The organism is Cupriavidus sp. C1SS-2L (assembly GCF_057073735.1).
In genome coordinates this window covers 3728901-3744664 of record NZ_CP172708.1, presented here as the reverse complement: position 1 = coordinate 3744664, position 15764 = coordinate 3728901, and the positions used below count along the sequence as shown (strand labels likewise).

Here is a 15764-nt window from a genome sequence, read left to right as displayed (position 1 = left end):
CGGTGGCGGCATGGCGGGGTCATGCAAAACCGGGGCGCGGCAGCGACCCGCCGGGCATGCCCGGGATTACTGGTTGACGGCGTCCTTGAACTTCTGGCCAGCCTTGAACTTCACCGTCTTGGCTGCTTCCACCTTGATTTCTTCGCCAGTGCGCGGGTTGCGGGCCATGCGCTCGCCGCGCTCACCCTTGCTGAACGTGCCAAAGCCGACCAGGCTCAGCGTATCGCCGTTGGCAACGGCATCCATGATGGCCGACAGCGTCACGTTCAGTGCCTGTTCAGCCTTAGCCTTGGTCAGACCGTCCACACCTGCAGCGATAGCGTCGATCAGTTCGGTTTTCGTCATGCTTCACTCCGTATCGAGTTGATAAAACACAGACGTCCGGGCACGGGCAGCCCATGGCAGGGCCGGCCCGGCAAAGACGTCGCGGGCCACATGATACCGTGCCGGACAAGGCGCACCGGATGAGATTGTTACGAGGACCTTTCCCGGAAGCCCGCATCAGGCCGTGAATCCGCAAAAGCCGGGTCACTCCGTGGGGCCTATAGCCGGCACAGCGAGTGATGTCCACGTCTTCCTGACCCTGCCAGCAGGAATAGCGTCTTGGAGCCCGTATACGCCTTTCAGTGCTCTACGACCTCTCCGGGGTGGGGAAGTTGCCCTGCGCGGCGCCCAAAGGCCTCTGAAGCCCTTACAAGCGTTTCTTGAGCCACCGCCTTCTCTCTACCGCGACCTTCCATGGGAAGGCTATGCACTATGTTGCATGCGGATCGAGCGTTTCCTCAGTTTCCGTTTTCTTACCATTCGCAACGCGAATGACCGAGGAGCGGGTCGAAGATCGGGCGACGCCGTATACGGCCGCATGCGTATACCTCGCCGATGCCGTCAATCCATGTTGTTTTCTGAAATCGCCCTCTTCGTTGGCGTATACGGCCGAGGCTGGTTTATCTCCGCCCGGGAATTCTTGCCGCCATCAGAGTCCCGGCGGCGGCGGACCACTGGGTTTACGTCTTTCTTTTCATGTATACAAATAGTGGTAGTAGGTAAACGGCGGTCCGCGCTGTGGATAAGCCGGTAAACTCAAGGCGGATCAAAGGTTTACGTAAACGAGAACTACAGGGACGCAGTGTTGGCGGACGTGGATGACTTCGGGGTTGATGCGGAAGGTCCCTTCCCGACGTCCTGACTTGTTCCCGTGGCGTCCCCATGCCAGCCCCAGGCAGCCCACACGCAATCCGGCTTCTTATCCACAGAAACTGGCGGCTTTATCCACATTGGTGGCTCCTTCGCGTAAACCGCGAGAGGCGTTAACGTGCCATCCACGCCGTCGTTCTTGCGTCACTTGACGTATACGTGGCACCTGGCGCCCGGCATGCGTATACGGTGGCCATGGCACCCCGGTATCATGCCGATCGCGCCGACTGAACCGGCGCCGGCAACGCAACGGTAGCGACCAGCACGGAAAGGCAAATGGCTGACAAGGCAAAGCGCAAGGACAGCGACAAGGAAAAGAAGGCGGTCAAGTCGGCAAGCGACCGCATCGAGGTGCGCCAGTCTGGCGTGCATGGCAAGGGGGTCTACGCGATTGCGCCGATCGCAGAGGGGGAGCGCGTAATCGAGTACAAGGGCGAGCACATTTCCTGGAAGAAGGCCCTGGATCGCCATCCGCACGATCCGAACGACCCCAACCACACGTTCTATTTCAGCCTGGACGACGGCAGCGTGATCGACGCCAAGTTCGGCGGTAACCGCGCGCGCTGGATCAACCATGCGTGTACCCCGAACTGCGAGGCGCGCGAAAAGAAGGGCCGCGTGTTCATCCACGCGTTGCGCGACATTGCCACCGGCGAAGAGCTTTTCTATGACTACGGGTTGGTGATTGACGCCCGCTATACGAAGAAGCTCAAGAAGGAATTCGAGTGCCGTTGTGGCAGCCCGGACTGCCGCGGCACCATGCTGGCGCCGAAGGGCAAGACGTCGTCGAAGTAAGCGGGCAAGCAAAGCCTGCCCGCCGCAAGCGTCAGGCGGCTAGGCCGGCAGCCTCGCACGGGATACGGATCACAAAGCGCATGGTCGCGCGCCGCTCGGCGCCTGTGGCCGGTTCCGCGGGGGCGTCCGCAGCGGGCACGTCCTCGATGCGGATGGTGCCGTGGTGCAGGCCGATGATCTCGTGCACGATGGCCAGGCCCAGCCCGGCACCCGCGGTTTGCGTGGCCAGCGCCTGGTCGCCCTGGCTGTCGCCGCGGAAGAAGCGTTTGAAGACCTCCTCGCGCCGCTGTGGGGCGATGCCGGGGCCGTTGTCTTCGATCATCACGACCGCCATGCCACGGTTGCCCAATGCCTCGCCGCCCGCGCGTACCGTGATGCGCCCGCCTGGGGGCACATACTTCACCGCGTTGTCGATCAGGTTGGACAGCGCTTCCCGCATGAGCAGGCGATTGCCGCGCACCATGGCCGGTGAGCCGCCCGTGAAAGTCGGGCCCGGCAGCACTTCAAAACCCAGGTCCAGGCGGCGCGCCAGCGCCTGAGGCACCCATTCCGCGCCGGTTTCGAACGCCAGTTCCGCCAGGTCGAAATATTCCACCGGCCCAAGCCGCTCCAATGACAGGCCCGGCTCTGCGCGCGCCAGCGACAGCAGCTGGTTGGACAGTCGCACCGCCCGGTCGGCGGCAGTCTGCAGCTCGCGCAGCGCATGGCGGGCAACATCCAGCGAATCGGCTTCCATGGCGCGATCGGCATGGAGCTTTACCGCCGTCAAAGGCGTGCGCAACTGGTGCGCGGCGTCGGCGATGAACTTGCGCTGGGCGTCGAGGGCATCACGCAGGCGCGACAACAGCGCGTTCAGGCCGCGGATCAGCGGCGCCACCTCGGCGGGGACCTGCGTTTCGTCGAGCGCGGCAAGCGAGCGCGCGGTCTGGCGGTTGAGCTTGTCGGTCAGGATCTGCAGCGGCACTAGCTCTTCCTTGAGCACGTGCGAGAGGATCAGGCTGCCCACGAGCAGCAGCAGGATCAGCGGCACGGACACCGACAGCAGGATCTCGTTGGCCGCCGTTTCGCGGCGGTCCAGCAACTCCGCCACTTCCACCACGATCGGCCCGCGCGTCACCTTGTCGTCTTCATTGGTCCCGAGCTCGTCGGTCGCCGGGCTGGGCAGCATGACCGGGAGCCGCACCGCGCGCACCTGGCGGCCGCTGAACCAGGCGTAGAACAGCCGTGCGTCGTGCAGCGTGGTCTGGCCGGTGCCGTAGCCAAGCCAGGTGTCCATGCCGCCGATCAAGCCGTCAGGCCCGTGGATGCGCCAGTAGATGCGGTCGGTGCCTTCGGCCTCGACCAGCGTCTGGGCGATCATCGGGATGTCCTGCTCGAGCCGCGGCCCGGCAATGCGGATCTGCTGCGCGATGCTGTTCGCCACGCCATAGAGGGCGCGGTCGAACACCTGCGTGGTGTAATGCGCCGCCAGCCAGTAAGACAGCGAGCCGCTGACCAGCACCAGTGCGAACAGCGGCGTGGCCAGCGCGCGCAGCAGGTGGACGCGCAGGCTGGCGTTGGCCGCCACGCGCGGCGCCTGCTTCATGCCGCGGCGGCTCTGCGACTGCGTCGACTCGGCGAAATCGGTGTTGGTACGTGAGGAGCGGGTTCGCGGCCACATGGCGCTGGATTTCAGTCAGCCGGCCGGCGCCGCGGGCGCGTGCTCATTGGCCGGCGCGGGCCTGCAGCAGGTAGCCGAAGCCGCGTACCGTGACGATCTCGACGTCGCTTTCCTCGAGCTTCTTGCGCACGCGGTGCACATAGACTTCGATGGCGGTGTCGCCGACCGTGTCGCCGCCTTCGCCGGCCGGGTGGGCGAAGGTGGCCAGGTGATCCTGGAGCTGTGCCTTGCTGACCACACGGCCCTGGCGCTGCAGCAGCAGTTCCAGCACCGCGAACTCGCGCGGCGACAGTTCCAGCGGCTTGCCGTCGATGAACATGCGGCGATCGTTGCCGGACAGGCGCAGCCGGCCCAGGCGCACGTCGCGATCGGGTACGGCTTCGCCGTGCTGGCTGCGGCGCAACAGCACACGCACGCGGGCCTCCAGCTCGGGCAGTGCGAATGGCTTGACGAGGTAGTCGTCGGCGCCGGCGTTCAGGCCGGAAAGCTTGTCTTCGAGCTCGTCGCGCGCGGTCAGGATGATGACGGGCGTGGTGCGGTTGCGGGCGCGGTAGCGCGCGAGCAGCGTCATGCCGTCAATACCGGGCAGGCCCAGGTCGAGGATGACAAGGTCATGCTGCTCGCGCAGCAGGTGCTCGGTGGCGTAGACGCCGTCATGGACCACGCGCACCTGGTGGCCGGCACGGGTCAGGCCGGCTTCGACGCCGCTCGCGATCTGGCGGTCGTCTTCGATCAGCAGGATACGCATGGCGGCAGTTCGGGCAGGACGTCGGACATGGCTGGATCAGCCGGGAAGGAAGACAGGAGGCGGCAGGCGCGGCGTGGCGCACACGCGGAACCGCGATCCACAGATTGTACAGGGCGAGGCCCTTGTCTTCCTTTCGGTTTGCCTACAGCCCTGACGACCGGAAGCCCGTGCGCCTTACTCCACGCGCAGCGAGGCCGCCGCGCGCTCAATGAAGTGGGCCAGGTCGATATCGCGCTGGGTCAGGCCGTTTGCGTCGTGGGTCGACAGCGTGATGTCGACGCGGTTGTAGACGTTGAACCACTCGGGGTGGTGGTCCGCCTTTTCAGCCTGGATGGCCACGCGTGTCATAAACGCGAATGCGGCGTTGAAATCGGGGAAGGTGAAACGCTTCTGGATTGCGTCGCGGTTGTCGACGTCGGTCCAGCCGGGCAGTTCGGCGAGCAGGGTGGCGCGCGCCTGGGGCGAGAGAGGTGTCATAGTGGGCTCGATCAGTGAAAAGAAAAAACCGGCCCGCCCTGGCGGGCATGCCGGCATTGTTTCATAAAGCGGGATGCCGCGTAGTGGCCGCCGATGGACCACAAACCGGCCGCCCGCTCAGATATCGTCGCTGTCGCCCCAGCCTTCGCGGGTGCCAACGTTGAGCACGAGGTCGCCGTCGATCACGTCGCCGGCGCCCAGCGTCGGCTGGTCACGCAGTTCCTGGTACAGCGGCTCGAAGTCCGGGCGGGTCGCGTCGAAGAGCTGCTCGAAGCTGTCGATCACGAAGTAGCTCTTCTGGAACGTGTCGATGCGGTAGCGCGTGCGCATGATGCGGCGCACGTCGAAGCCGATGCGGTTCGGGCTGGCCGAATCGAGGCTGTAGACCGACTCACCCTGGCTGGACAGGATGCCGGCGCCGTAGATGCGCAGGCCTTCGGGCGTGCGGATCAGGCCGAATTCCACCGTGTACCAGTACAGGCGCGAGAGCATGTCGAGCGCGCCCAGGCCATGGGCCTTGAGCCCGCCCTTGCCGTACGCCTCCATGTAGTCGGCGAAGACCGGGTTGATCAGCAGGGGCACATGGCCGAACACATCGTGGAAGCAGTCCGGTTCCTGCAGGTAGTCGAGCTGCTCGGGTTTGCGCATCCACCAGCTCGCCGGGAAGCGGCGGTTGGCCAGATGGTCGAAGAACACTTCGTCCGGCACCAGGCCCGGCACGGCCACGACCTGCCAGCCGGTGGCGCGCATCAGCGTTTCGTTGAGCTGGTCGAACTCCGGCACGTGGTCCTTCTCCATGCCGAGTGTGGCGAGGCCTTGCAGGAATTCATTGCTGACGCGCCCGCGCAGCATCGAAGCCTGGCGCTCGTAGAGCTTGCGCCAGATGGCGTGGTCGGTGCTGGTGTAGCGGTGGACCGGTTGCGCGATGGTGAAGTCCGGGCGCAGTTCCTGACCGGACAGCAGGCCGGCGTCGAACTGTTCCCTGAGCTTGTCGGTCATGGTGCCCTGAAAGGCACCGTCGAACTGGCCGGAAGCCTCGTGGGCGAGGGCGCTGGCGGTAGCGGACATCAGCTTTGTCTCCTGGGTTTGGCGTTATGCGCCGTGATATGCGGTTTATCTGCGTAGTTTAGGCGTGTGGTGCTGCAATTCGGCCGCAAAATGGGCTGCTTTGCGGACTCTCGTGCGTATAATCCGCGCTATATCGAGAGTGAATGCGGGAATCACGTATGGTGTCGCTTGACCAGTTTGACCTTGCCCTGATTGCGGCGCTGCAGGCAGACGGGCGCTCGACCCACCAGCAGCTCGCCGAGCGCGTACACCTGTCGCCGAGCCAGGTCGGCCGGCGGCTGGCCCGGCTGGAGGCCGATGGCGTCATCACGGGCTACCGCGTGAGCCTGTCGACCCAGGCGCTGGGGCTGGGCGTGCAGGTGTTCATCAGCGTCAAGCTGGCCCACCACGGCGACACCATCATCGAGCGCTTCGCCGAGGAGATCCTGCTGCTCGAGGAAGTGCAGGAGTGCTATTCCGTCGCGGGCGAGGCCGACTACCTGATTCGCGTGGTCGTGCCCGACCTCCCCACGCTGGCCGACTTCACCATGAAGCGGCTGATGCGCGTGCCCGGCGTGGAAAGCGTGCGTTCCAATATTGTCCTGACTGCGTTGAAGTCCGAAGGCGCCTTGCCGCTGTCTCACCTGCGCTGAAATATTTGTCGGCCGCCTTGCAGGTTTGCGTGCCGGCCTTGCACTCCTAAACGTCACATGTCACCCTCGCCGGGTGCTTTGACGGGAGGATCGCAGGATGAAGGGAATCGTTGCCCGACCGGGTCGGGGTGTCGGCAGGCAAGTCGCGCGGGCAAGCCGCGTGGCGATGGCCGGCGTGCTCGCATGGCTGTCCGTGTCTGCGGCGTTCGCGGCACAAGTGACACGCTTCTCGCCGGAAGGCACGGTTCCGCAGGTACGGCAGGTGGCGATCCGCTTCGACGAGGCGATGGTCCCCATGGGCGATGTGCAGGCGGCCGCGCCGGCGGCCATTGCCTGTACCGGCGCCGCCACGGCCGGACACGGACGCTGGGTCGATGCAAGCAACTGGGTATTCGATTTCGAACGCGACCTGCCTCCGGGCGTGCGGTGCTCGGTCCGGATGTCCGCGAGCCTGCGCAGCGCGGCCGGCAAGGCTTATGCGGGCAAGCCCGAGTACCGCTTCGAAACCGGCGGCCCGACCGTGGTGGCCAGCCGGCCATCCGGCGGCGAAATCGAGGAAGACCAGATATTCGCGCTGCGCTTCAACGGCGCTGCGACGGCGGCCTCCGTCCGCGACCATGCGTGGTGCCAGGCCGAAGGCCTTGGCGAACGCATTCCCGTGCGCCTGCTCACCGGCAAGGAGCGCGACGGCGTGCTCGACGCCATCTACTGGAAGCGCATCGCCAAGGACGCGCCCGACGCGATCCACCTGCTCGCTTGCCAGCAGCGGCTGCCGGCCGGCGCGCGCATGCAACTCGTGCTCGGCGCCGGGATTGCCACGCCTTCGGGCCTTGCCACGCGCGACGAGCGCCGCTTCGACTACACGGTGCGCGAACCGTTCACGGCGAGCTTCAGCTGCGAGCGCGAGCACGCGCAATCGCCGTGCACGCCGCTGCGCCCGATGACGGTGTCGTTCTCGGCGCCGATCTCGCGCAAGCTGGCCGAACACGTGGTACTGAAGACGCCGTCGGGCCCGCGCGCGCCGCAGTTCGAGGTGGATCTCGCGCCCGATGCGAACGTGACGTCGCTGACCTTCGCCGCGCCATTCGCCGAGAAGGCGAACTTCACGATCGAGATCCCGCGTGACCTCAAGGACGACAGTGGCCGCACGCTCGCCAATGCGGACCTGTTCCCGTTGAAGGTGTCGACGGCCTCGATGCCGCCGCTGGCCAAGTTCGCCGCAGCGCCGTTTGGCGTCGTCGAGCGTTTCGGCGAACTGCCCAAGGGCAAGGCGCCGGCTGACTATCCGTCGTTGCTGCCCGTCACGCTGCGCAATGTCGAAGCCGACCTGCAGGTCCGCGGCGTGCAGGCGCAGGCGGGCACGGTGATGAAGCTCAAGGTTGATGACGACGGCGCCGTGCTGCGCTGGCTCGGCCTGGTGCGCCGCATGCATGAAGCGAGCTGGACACGTGCCGAACTCGACGCGGTGTTGGCTGGCCGCTCGCCGTATGGCGTGAACAACCCGCGCAATGCCCCGTCGATCGAAACGCGTTCGGTGTCGCTGCTGGAACGCGCGCAGGGCGTGCAGAAGCTGTCGGTGCCCAAGCCTTCGGGCGATGCGCCGCGGCCGTTCGAAGTGGTTGGCATTCCGCTGCCTGAGCCGGGCTTCCATGTCGTGGAAATTGCCTCGCCGATGCTAGGCGAAGCGCTGCTCGGCAAGCGCGCGCCGATGTATGTGCGTACCGCCGCGCTGGTCACGAACCTCGGCGTTCATTTCAAGCTTGCGCGTGGCGATGGCGACGGCTCGATGAGCGGCCTCGCGTGGGTCACCGCGCTCGATGATGGCAAGCCGGTGCGCGACGCAGCCGTCGCAGTGCGTGACTGTTCAGGCCGCCTGCTTGGCGAAGGCCGCACCGACGCCAGCGGCGTGGTGCGCTTCGCGAAGCTCGACGATGTTCGCGGCCGCACCTGCGATGGCAACGGGCTGATGGGCTACTTCGTTTCCGCACGCATCGCTGCTACACATCCGGAAGCGCGTGGCAAGGCCGACATGGCCTTTGTCATGTCCGACTGGAACCGCGGCATCGAGACCTGGCGCTTCAACGTGCCGACCGATGCCAGCGCCACGCAGACCGTGCGTGCGCACACGGTGTTTGACCGCACGCTGTTGCGCGTGGGGGAAACCGTGTCGATGAAGCATTTCATCCGTTCGGAGACCGCGCAGGGCTTCGCGTTGCCGCCGGAGAACCGCAAGCTGCCGGAGACCGTGGTGATCCGCCATGAAGGCAGCGGCCAGACCTATGAGTTGCCGCTGCAGTGGCGTAACACCGCCACGGGTGGACGCAGCGCCGAAAGCAGCTTCCAGGTGCCGCCCGCGGCGAAGCTTGGTGTCTACAACGTAGCGCTGCAGGCCGAAGGCAGTGGGGATGGCAGCGACAGCAGCGCGCGTACCTATTCCAGCGGAAGCTTCCGCGTCGAGGCGTTCCGGCTGCCGGTGCTGACCGGCACGCTGCAGGCGTCGGGCGGCAAGGGCGGCGCCGTGGTCGCGCCGGCCGAACTGCCGGTCGGGGTCGAGGTGCACTACGTATCTGGCGGCGGCGCGGCCGGCCTTCCGGTGCGTGTGTCAGCGCTGTTGCGCGACAAGTGGATCAACTTCCCCGGTTATGACGAGTACTCGTTCAGTCCGCCGCGCCCCACGCGCGAGAGCGCATCGGGCGACGAGGAGATGAGCGATGTCGATGAAGGCCAGGCACGCGATGGCGCACAGAAGCTGATTGCCGACAAGCTGCCACTGACGCTGGACAAGAACGGCAACGGCAGCGTCACGCTGCGCAAGATGCCGAAGATCGATGCGCCACGCGATCTTGTGCTGGAAGCCGGTTTCGCCGATCCCAATGGCGAAGTCCAGACGTTGCGCCAGACCGTACCGGTGTGGCCATCGGCTGTCGTGGCGGGCATCCGCACCGAGGGTTGGGTCTCGGTGAAGCAGAAGCTGGCCGTGCATGGCTTGGTACTCGATACGCAAGGCAAGCCGGTCGCCGATGCGCCGGTGAAGTTCAATGCGCGCGCACGCATCACCACGTCGACGCGCAAGCGTGTGGTCGGCGGCTTCTATCGCTACGACAACCGCAGCGAGAGCCGCGACCTCGGTACCGTGTGCGAAACGCGTACCGATGTGCAGGGGCGTGCGCGTTGCGATGTCACGCTGGACCAGGCCGGCCAAGTCGAGCTGGTTGCGATTGCACGCGACAAGGATGGCCGCAGCGCGCAGGCCGCATCGACCGTGTGGGTCACGCGCCAGGGCGAACTGTGGTTCGGCGGCGAGAACCATGACCGCATCGACGTGCTGCCCGAGAAGAAGCAGTATGCGCCCGGCGATACCGCGGTGTTCCAGGTGCGCATGCCGTTCCGCCAGGCTACCGCGCTAGTCGCGGTCGAGCGTGAAGGCGTGCTCGAAACGCAGGTGGTCGAACTCAACGGCAGTGATCCGACGGTGCGCGTGAAGGTCAAGCCGGAGTGGGGACCTAACGTGTACGTCTCGGTGATGACGATCCGCGGGCGTCTGCACGAAGTGCCGTGGTATTCGTTCTTCACGTGGGGCTGGCGCCAGCCGGGCGAATGGTGGCGGGCGTTCCGCAGTGAAGGCAAAGAGTACGCGGCGCCGACGGCATTGGTCGATCTTTCGCGGCCGGCGTTCCGGCTGGGACTCGCGGAGATCCGCGTCGGCAACGAGGCGCACCGGCTCGATGTGACGGTGACGCCGGATAAGGCGTCCTATTCCGTGCGAGGCAAGGCGCGCGTGGCGCTGCAAGTGAAGCTGCCGGACGGCAAGCCCGCCGGCAACGGCGAAATCGCACTAGCTGCAGTCGATCAGGCGCTGCTCGAACTGATGCCGAACAATAGCTGGGATCTGCTCGACGCGATGCTGCAGCGGCGCAGCTATGGCGTGGAGACCTCCACCGCGCAGATGGAGATCATCGGGCGCCGCCACTATGGGCGCAAGGCGGTGCCGGCTGGCGGTGGCGGCGGCAAGAGCCCGACACGCGAACTGTTCGACACGCTGCTGCTGTGGAACCCGCGCGTGCAGCTGGATGCCGAGGGCAGGGCCACGGTGGACGTGCCGCTCAACGATTCGCTGACGAGCTTCCGTATCGTTGCGGTCGCGGATCTTGGCGTGGGACGCTTCGGCACCGGCAGCGCAACCATTGCAGCGACTCAGGATCTGCAGGTGATATCTGGCCTGCCAATGCTGATACGCGAGGATGATCGCTACCGTGCCATGTTTACGCTACGCAATACGACAAAGCGCGCGATGACGGTGCAAGCGAGCGCACGTGCCACGCTGGTCGGCAACGCCAACGCACTGCCTGTGCAGACCGTGCAGATTCCCGCGGGCGAAGCGCGCGAGATCGGCTGGGATGTCACTGCGCCCGCGCTGCTCGCGTTCTCGCGCAGCGGCACGGTGCAATGGGAAGTGCAGGCTGCCGAGCAGGGCTCCGGCGGCGCGACGGATCGCATCAAGGTGTCGCAGCAGATCGTGCCGGCAGAGCCTGTGACAGTGCAGCAGGCCACCCTGGCGCAGCTCACACCGCAATTGAGTGTGCCCGTGAAGGCGCCGCCGGGCGCGCTTGCCGATCCGACCGGCAAGGTGCGCGGCGGCTTGCAGGTGAACCTGCAGTCGTCGCTCGCGGGCGGCATGCCGGGCGTGCGCGAGTGGTTCGTAAACTACCCGTTCAGCTGCCTGGAGCAACGCACGTCCAAGGCCATCGGCCTGGCCGACGGCACGGCGTGGGAAGCGCTGATGAACCAGTTGCCTTCCTACCTCGATGCGAACGGCCTGGCCGCGTACTTCCCGCTGCGCAGCGACAGCCAGAGCGGCAGCGTTGCGCTGACGGCTTACCTGCTGTCGATCAGCGATGAAGCGGCACGTGCTGGCCTGACCCTGCGCGTGCCGGATGAGCTGCGGACGCAGATGGAGCGCGGACTGGTGGCCTTCGTCGAAGGCCGCATCCGTCCCGACGCGTGGGCGCCGTCGTCGGCGACGATGGACCTGGAAGTCCGCAAGCTCGCCGCGCTCGAAGCGCTGTCGCGCACCGGCCATGCGCAGGCGCGCATGCTCGGCTCGATCCAGATTCTGCCCGCGCAATGGCCTACATCGGCGCTGATCGACTGGACCCTGCTGCTGACGCGCATGCAGGACATTCCGCAACGCGAGGCACGCCTGGCCGAGGCGCAGCAGTTGCTGCGCGCGCGACTGATGGTGCAAGGCACGCGGCTGGCCTTCTCGACCGAGCGCAGTGACGACTGGTGGTGGCTGATGTCAGGTGGCGATGTGAACGCGGCACGCCTGCTCGCGCTGGCTGCGGAACTGCCAGGCTGGAAGGACGACGCGCCGCAGCTTGCTGTAGGCCTGATCGGACGGCAGGTGCGTGGTGCGTGGGGCACGACCAATGCCAATACATGGGGCATGCTCGCCATCACGCGCTTTGCGCAGGTGTTCGAGAAGACGCCGGTGGCTGGCACTACGCGCATGTCGGTCAGCGGTTCTGGCGAATCCGCACGCAGCGTCGACTGGAGCCGTGCACAGCGTCGCGACGGGGTGGCGCAGGGCAGCGTCGATCTGCCGTGGCCGGGCGGCGAAAGCGGTGGCACGCTGCAGCTTGAGCATGCTGGCGCGGGACATCCGTGGGCGACAGTGCGAGCGATGGCGGCGGTGCCGCTGTCCGGTCCGCTGGCTGCGGGCTATCGTGTGCGCCGCACAGTGACGCCTGTGGAGCAGGCCGTGTCCGGCAAGTGGTCGCGCGGCGACACGTATCGCGTGAAGCTGGAGGTCGATGCGCAGGCCGACATGACGTGGGTGGTGATCAGCGATCCGATACCGGCCGGTGCAACGATCCTCGGCAGCGGGCTCGGCCGCGATTCGGAAATCGCCACGCGCGGCGAACGGCGCAAGGGCATGGCATGGGCCGCCTATACCGAACGTACGCCACAGGCCTATCGCGAGTACTACGAGTACCTGCCCAAGGGCAGCATCTCGGTCGAGTACACGGTGCGCCTGAACAATGCGGGCGACTTTGCCCTGCCGCCGACGCGCGTCGAAGCGATGTACGCGCCAGACGTGTTTGGCGCCGCACCGAACGCGCGCCTGACTGTGGGGGCCCGCCCATGAGCTGGCTCGCGCTGATGATGCCGGCGCGCGTGCGCGAGTGGTGGCTGGCCGGCACATTAGCGGGCGTGGTCTACGGTGCGTTGCTGCTGCAGGTATCGATGGAATTGCCGGAAGGCGCGCCACTGACCGGGCACATCGCGATGCAGCCCGTGTGGAAGACGGCAATGGCGCTGATGCTGGCGCGCGCGGCGTGGTTCCACCGGCCGCTGTCCGAGCGGCGCTGGCTCGTGGTTGCGCTGGTGTTCTCGGCGATCGGCGATTTCCTGCTCGCGGTGCCCGCGCTGCGCATTTCGTTCGTCGGCGGGCTTGGTGCTTTCCTGCTCGCACATCTGGCGTACTTGCGGATTCTGGTGCCGCTTGCGGGCGACTCGCGCGCGCATCGGCTGATTGCATGTGGCGCGCTGATCGGCGTGGCGGGCACGATGCTGGGCCGCTTCTGGCCTAATCTTGGCACGCTTGCCGAGGGGGTGACGGTCTATGTCGTCATACTTGCGGCGATGGCGTGCAGCGCGCTTGTGGCAAAGTTGCCCACACCGCTGACTGCGCTGGGCGCACTGTGTTTCGTAGCGTCCGACATGATGATCGGCATCGCGCGGTTCCTGGTGCCGTTCGACAGTTTCCAGCTCGGTATCTGGTGGACGTATTGGGCGGCACAGGTGCTGATCGTCGCGGGCATTGTGGCGAATCGTGGAGAGCGGGGGGGATGAAAAGGCCGGCAGCACATCGTGCGGCAGTTGTCATGTTTGCGATTGCGCTGACATGCACAACACTCCCCGCCCATGCATTTCCAAGCTTCACCCAAGTCCGCGCAGACTGGCGAAGCTCCGACCTCGTCATCACCGATCGCAACGGCGAAACCGTGGCGCGCATACGTGACGATTTCCGCGTGCGCCGCGGTGATTGGGTCACCCTGCAGGAAACCTCGCCGGCGTTGCGCACGGCCATCGTGCTGTCGGAGGACAAGCGCTTCTACGCACACAGCGGCGTCGACTGGCAAGGCGTGGCTGCAGCGGCCTGGGCCAATCTCTTTAACACGCGGACGCGCGGTGCTTCCACGCTGACGATGCAACTGGCAGGCCTGCTCGATGAGGACCTGCGCAGGCCGGGCGCCGCGGGGCAGGGCCGCAGCGTCACGCAGAAGCTCGGACAGGCTGCCGGCGCCGCGTCGCTGGAACGAAGCTGGAGCAAGGACCAGATCCTTGAAGCCTATCTGAACCTCGTGCCGTTCCGTGGCGAACTTGTCGGGCTGTCGGCGATGTCGCAAGTGTTGTTCGGCAAGTTTCCGGAGGGACTGGACGCGCGTGAATCGGCGCTGGCCGTGGCGCTCGTGCGTGCGCCCAACGCAAAGGCAGCGCAGGTGTCGCGCCGCGCATGCGGCATCCTGCGCGAGATGCGCTTGCCGCGCGAGTGCGAGGGGCTGGAAGGCTTTGCACAACTGGCATTGCTGCGCTCAGGCACCGTCGCGCAGCGCGGCACGGCAGCGTCGCCGCAGCCGAGGCAACTCGCACCGCATCTTGGTCGTATGCTGGCGAGTCAGGCGCGTGCGCAACCACGGACAGATCTGGCGCAGTCGTACCTTCGATCGACGCTTGACGCAGATCTCCAGCGCGTGGCCACGGCGAGCCTGCAGCGGCATCTGCGCGAACTGGCCGGACGCCATGTGGAAGACGGCGCCGTGGTGGTGATCGACAACGCGAGCGGCGACGTGCTGGCCTACGTGGGCTCGTCCGGCGAGTTGTCCGGTGCGTCGGAAGTCGATCATGCACAGGCGCTGCGCCAGGCGGGTTCAACGCTGAAACCATTCCTGTACGAGCAGGCGCTGGAAGAACGGCGGCTGACGGCTGCTTCGCTGCTCGACGACCGGCCTGTCAACCTGCCGGTCGGCGGCGGGCTGTACGTGCCGCAGAACTACGACCATCGCTACGCGGGCTGGGTCAGTACGCGCGCGGCACTTGCTGCTTCGCTGAACGTGCCCGCGGTGCGCACGCTCGTGATGGTGACACCCCACCGCTTTCACAAACGCTTGGTGTCGCTGGGACTGCCGTTGACAGAAGCCGGCGACTACTACGGATATAGCCTTGCGCTCGGCAGCGCCGATGTGTCGCTGCTGGCGCTGACCAACGCGTATCGCGCGCTTGCCAACAGCGGTCGCTATGCACCGGTGCGCATGCGTGCGGGCATGGCGGCAGTGCCGACTACGGCGGTGATGGCGCCAGCAGCGAGCTACGTGATCGGCGACATCCTGTCCGACCGCCACGCACGGGCGCGCACGTTCGGGCTCGACAGTCCGCTGACCACGCGTTTCTGGACTGCGGTGAAGACCGGTACGAGCAAGGACATGCGCGACAACTGGTGCATCGGCTGGTCACGGCGTTATACCGTTGGCGTGTGGGTTGGCAATGCGAGCGGGGCCAGCATGCATGACGTATCGGGGGTATCCGGCGCGGCGCCGGTCTGGCATGACGTGATGGAGGCGCTGCACCGTTCGCAGCCGAGCATGGCGCCTGCGGCGCCGGCGGGCGTGGAGCGCGTCGCGCTGGCGTTTGACGATGACCTCGAGCCAGCGCGTGAAGAAGTGTTTCTCGTTGGTACGGCCCAGACACGTGTCGGCGTGGGGATGTCGTCAGCGCGATCTGGCGTGCCGGCCATTGCCAATCCGGCCAACGGCACGGTGTTTGCGCTGGACCCTGACATGCCGCCGTCGGCGCAACGTGTGTGGTTCCACGCCGAAGGCGTAACGGGCCAGACCGCGCGTTCTGTGACGTGGCGCATGGATGGCAAGCCGCTTGGGCGTGGCGGTGAAGTGGCGTGGCTGCCGTGGCCCGGCCGGCATCAGGTTGAGTTGCTCGACGCCGCGGGCAAGGTGGTGGACCGTATCGGCATTGAAGTGCGCGGGGCAAGCGTGCGTGCTCCCGCCGCGCAAACGGGGCGCGGCGCTCGCTGATCCTGCGCGTGGTACCTTGAACCAGTCGCACGCCTCGCAGCGCTTCAAGCTGGCGTGCATTCGTCGCCGCGCGCGACGCCAACCGACAGGAGCAAGCA

The 15764-nt window shown here is 66.3% G+C and carries 10 protein-coding genes; 5 read left to right on the top strand and 5 right to left on the bottom strand.

Features of this window, described 5'->3' with window-relative positions; all coding sequences use genetic code 11:
• Positions 1-66: 66 nt before the first annotated feature.
• Positions 67-345, bottom strand: a complete 279-nt coding sequence (locus tag ACIGJG_RS17400) for an HU family DNA-binding protein (RefSeq protein ID WP_011299519.1) — start codon at positions 343-345, stop codon at positions 67-69.
• Between the two features lie 1125 nt (positions 346-1470).
• Here ACIGJG_RS17400 and ACIGJG_RS17395 point away from each other — a divergent pair.
• The gene (locus ACIGJG_RS17395; RefSeq protein WP_011299518.1) at positions 1471-1989 is read left to right on the top strand and encodes an SET domain-containing protein; all 519 of its coding nucleotides are present in this window, start codon (positions 1471-1473) and stop codon (positions 1987-1989) included.
• A 31-nt stretch (positions 1990-2020) separates the two neighbouring features.
• Here the strand turns inward: ACIGJG_RS17395 and ACIGJG_RS17390 are convergent, their stop codons facing one another.
• The 4 genes from ACIGJG_RS17390 to phhA all read right to left on the bottom strand — a co-directional run bounded on the left by ACIGJG_RS17390 (position 2021) and on the right by phhA (position 5942).
• Positions 2021-3649, bottom strand: a complete 1629-nt coding sequence (locus tag ACIGJG_RS17390; RefSeq protein ID WP_011299517.1) for a sensor histidine kinase — start codon at positions 3647-3649, stop codon at positions 2021-2023.
• Positions 3650-3692: 43 nt separating this feature from the next.
• The gene (locus ACIGJG_RS17385; RefSeq protein ID WP_011299516.1) at positions 3693-4397 is read right to left on the bottom strand and encodes a response regulator transcription factor; all 705 of its coding nucleotides are present in this window, start codon (positions 4395-4397) and stop codon (positions 3693-3695) included.
• 174 nt (positions 4398-4571) lie between these two features.
• Positions 4572-4874, bottom strand: coding sequence for a 4a-hydroxytetrahydrobiopterin dehydratase (locus ACIGJG_RS17380; protein ID WP_041679750.1), 303 nt, complete (start codon positions 4872-4874; stop codon positions 4572-4574).
• 117 nt (positions 4875-4991) lie between these two features.
• Positions 4992-5942 carry a phenylalanine 4-monooxygenase gene (gene phhA / locus ACIGJG_RS17375; protein ID WP_011299514.1) on the bottom strand — a complete coding sequence of 317 codons (951 nt, stop codon included), beginning with the start codon at positions 5940-5942 and terminating at the stop codon, positions 4992-4994.
• A gap of 158 nt (positions 5943-6100) precedes the next feature.
• Between phhA and ACIGJG_RS17370 the strand changes: the two genes are divergently transcribed.
• The 4 genes from ACIGJG_RS17370 to pbpC all read left to right on the top strand — a co-directional run bounded on the left by ACIGJG_RS17370 (position 6101) and on the right by pbpC (position 15666).
• Positions 6101-6574 (top strand): Lrp/AsnC family transcriptional regulator, encoded by a 474-nt coding sequence (locus ACIGJG_RS17370; RefSeq protein WP_011299513.1) that lies wholly within the window; start codon positions 6101-6103, stop codon positions 6572-6574.
• A 97-nt stretch (positions 6575-6671) separates the two neighbouring features.
• Positions 6672-12722 (top strand): alpha-2-macroglobulin family protein, encoded by a 6051-nt coding sequence (locus tag ACIGJG_RS17365; RefSeq protein WP_483672579.1) that lies wholly within the window; start codon positions 6672-6674, stop codon positions 12720-12722.
• Positions 12719-13429 (top strand): lysoplasmalogenase, encoded by a 711-nt coding sequence (locus tag ACIGJG_RS17360; RefSeq protein ID WP_140949987.1) that lies wholly within the window; start codon positions 12719-12721, stop codon positions 13427-13429. Before ACIGJG_RS17365 ends, ACIGJG_RS17360 begins: the two co-directional genes overlap by 4 nt.
• 32 nt (positions 13430-13461) lie before the next feature.
• Positions 13462-15666 carry a penicillin-binding protein 1C gene (gene pbpC / locus ACIGJG_RS17355; protein ID WP_483672578.1) on the top strand — a complete coding sequence of 735 codons (2205 nt, stop codon included), beginning with the start codon at positions 13462-13464 and terminating at the stop codon, positions 15664-15666.
• Positions 15667-15764 lie beyond the last annotated feature (98 nt).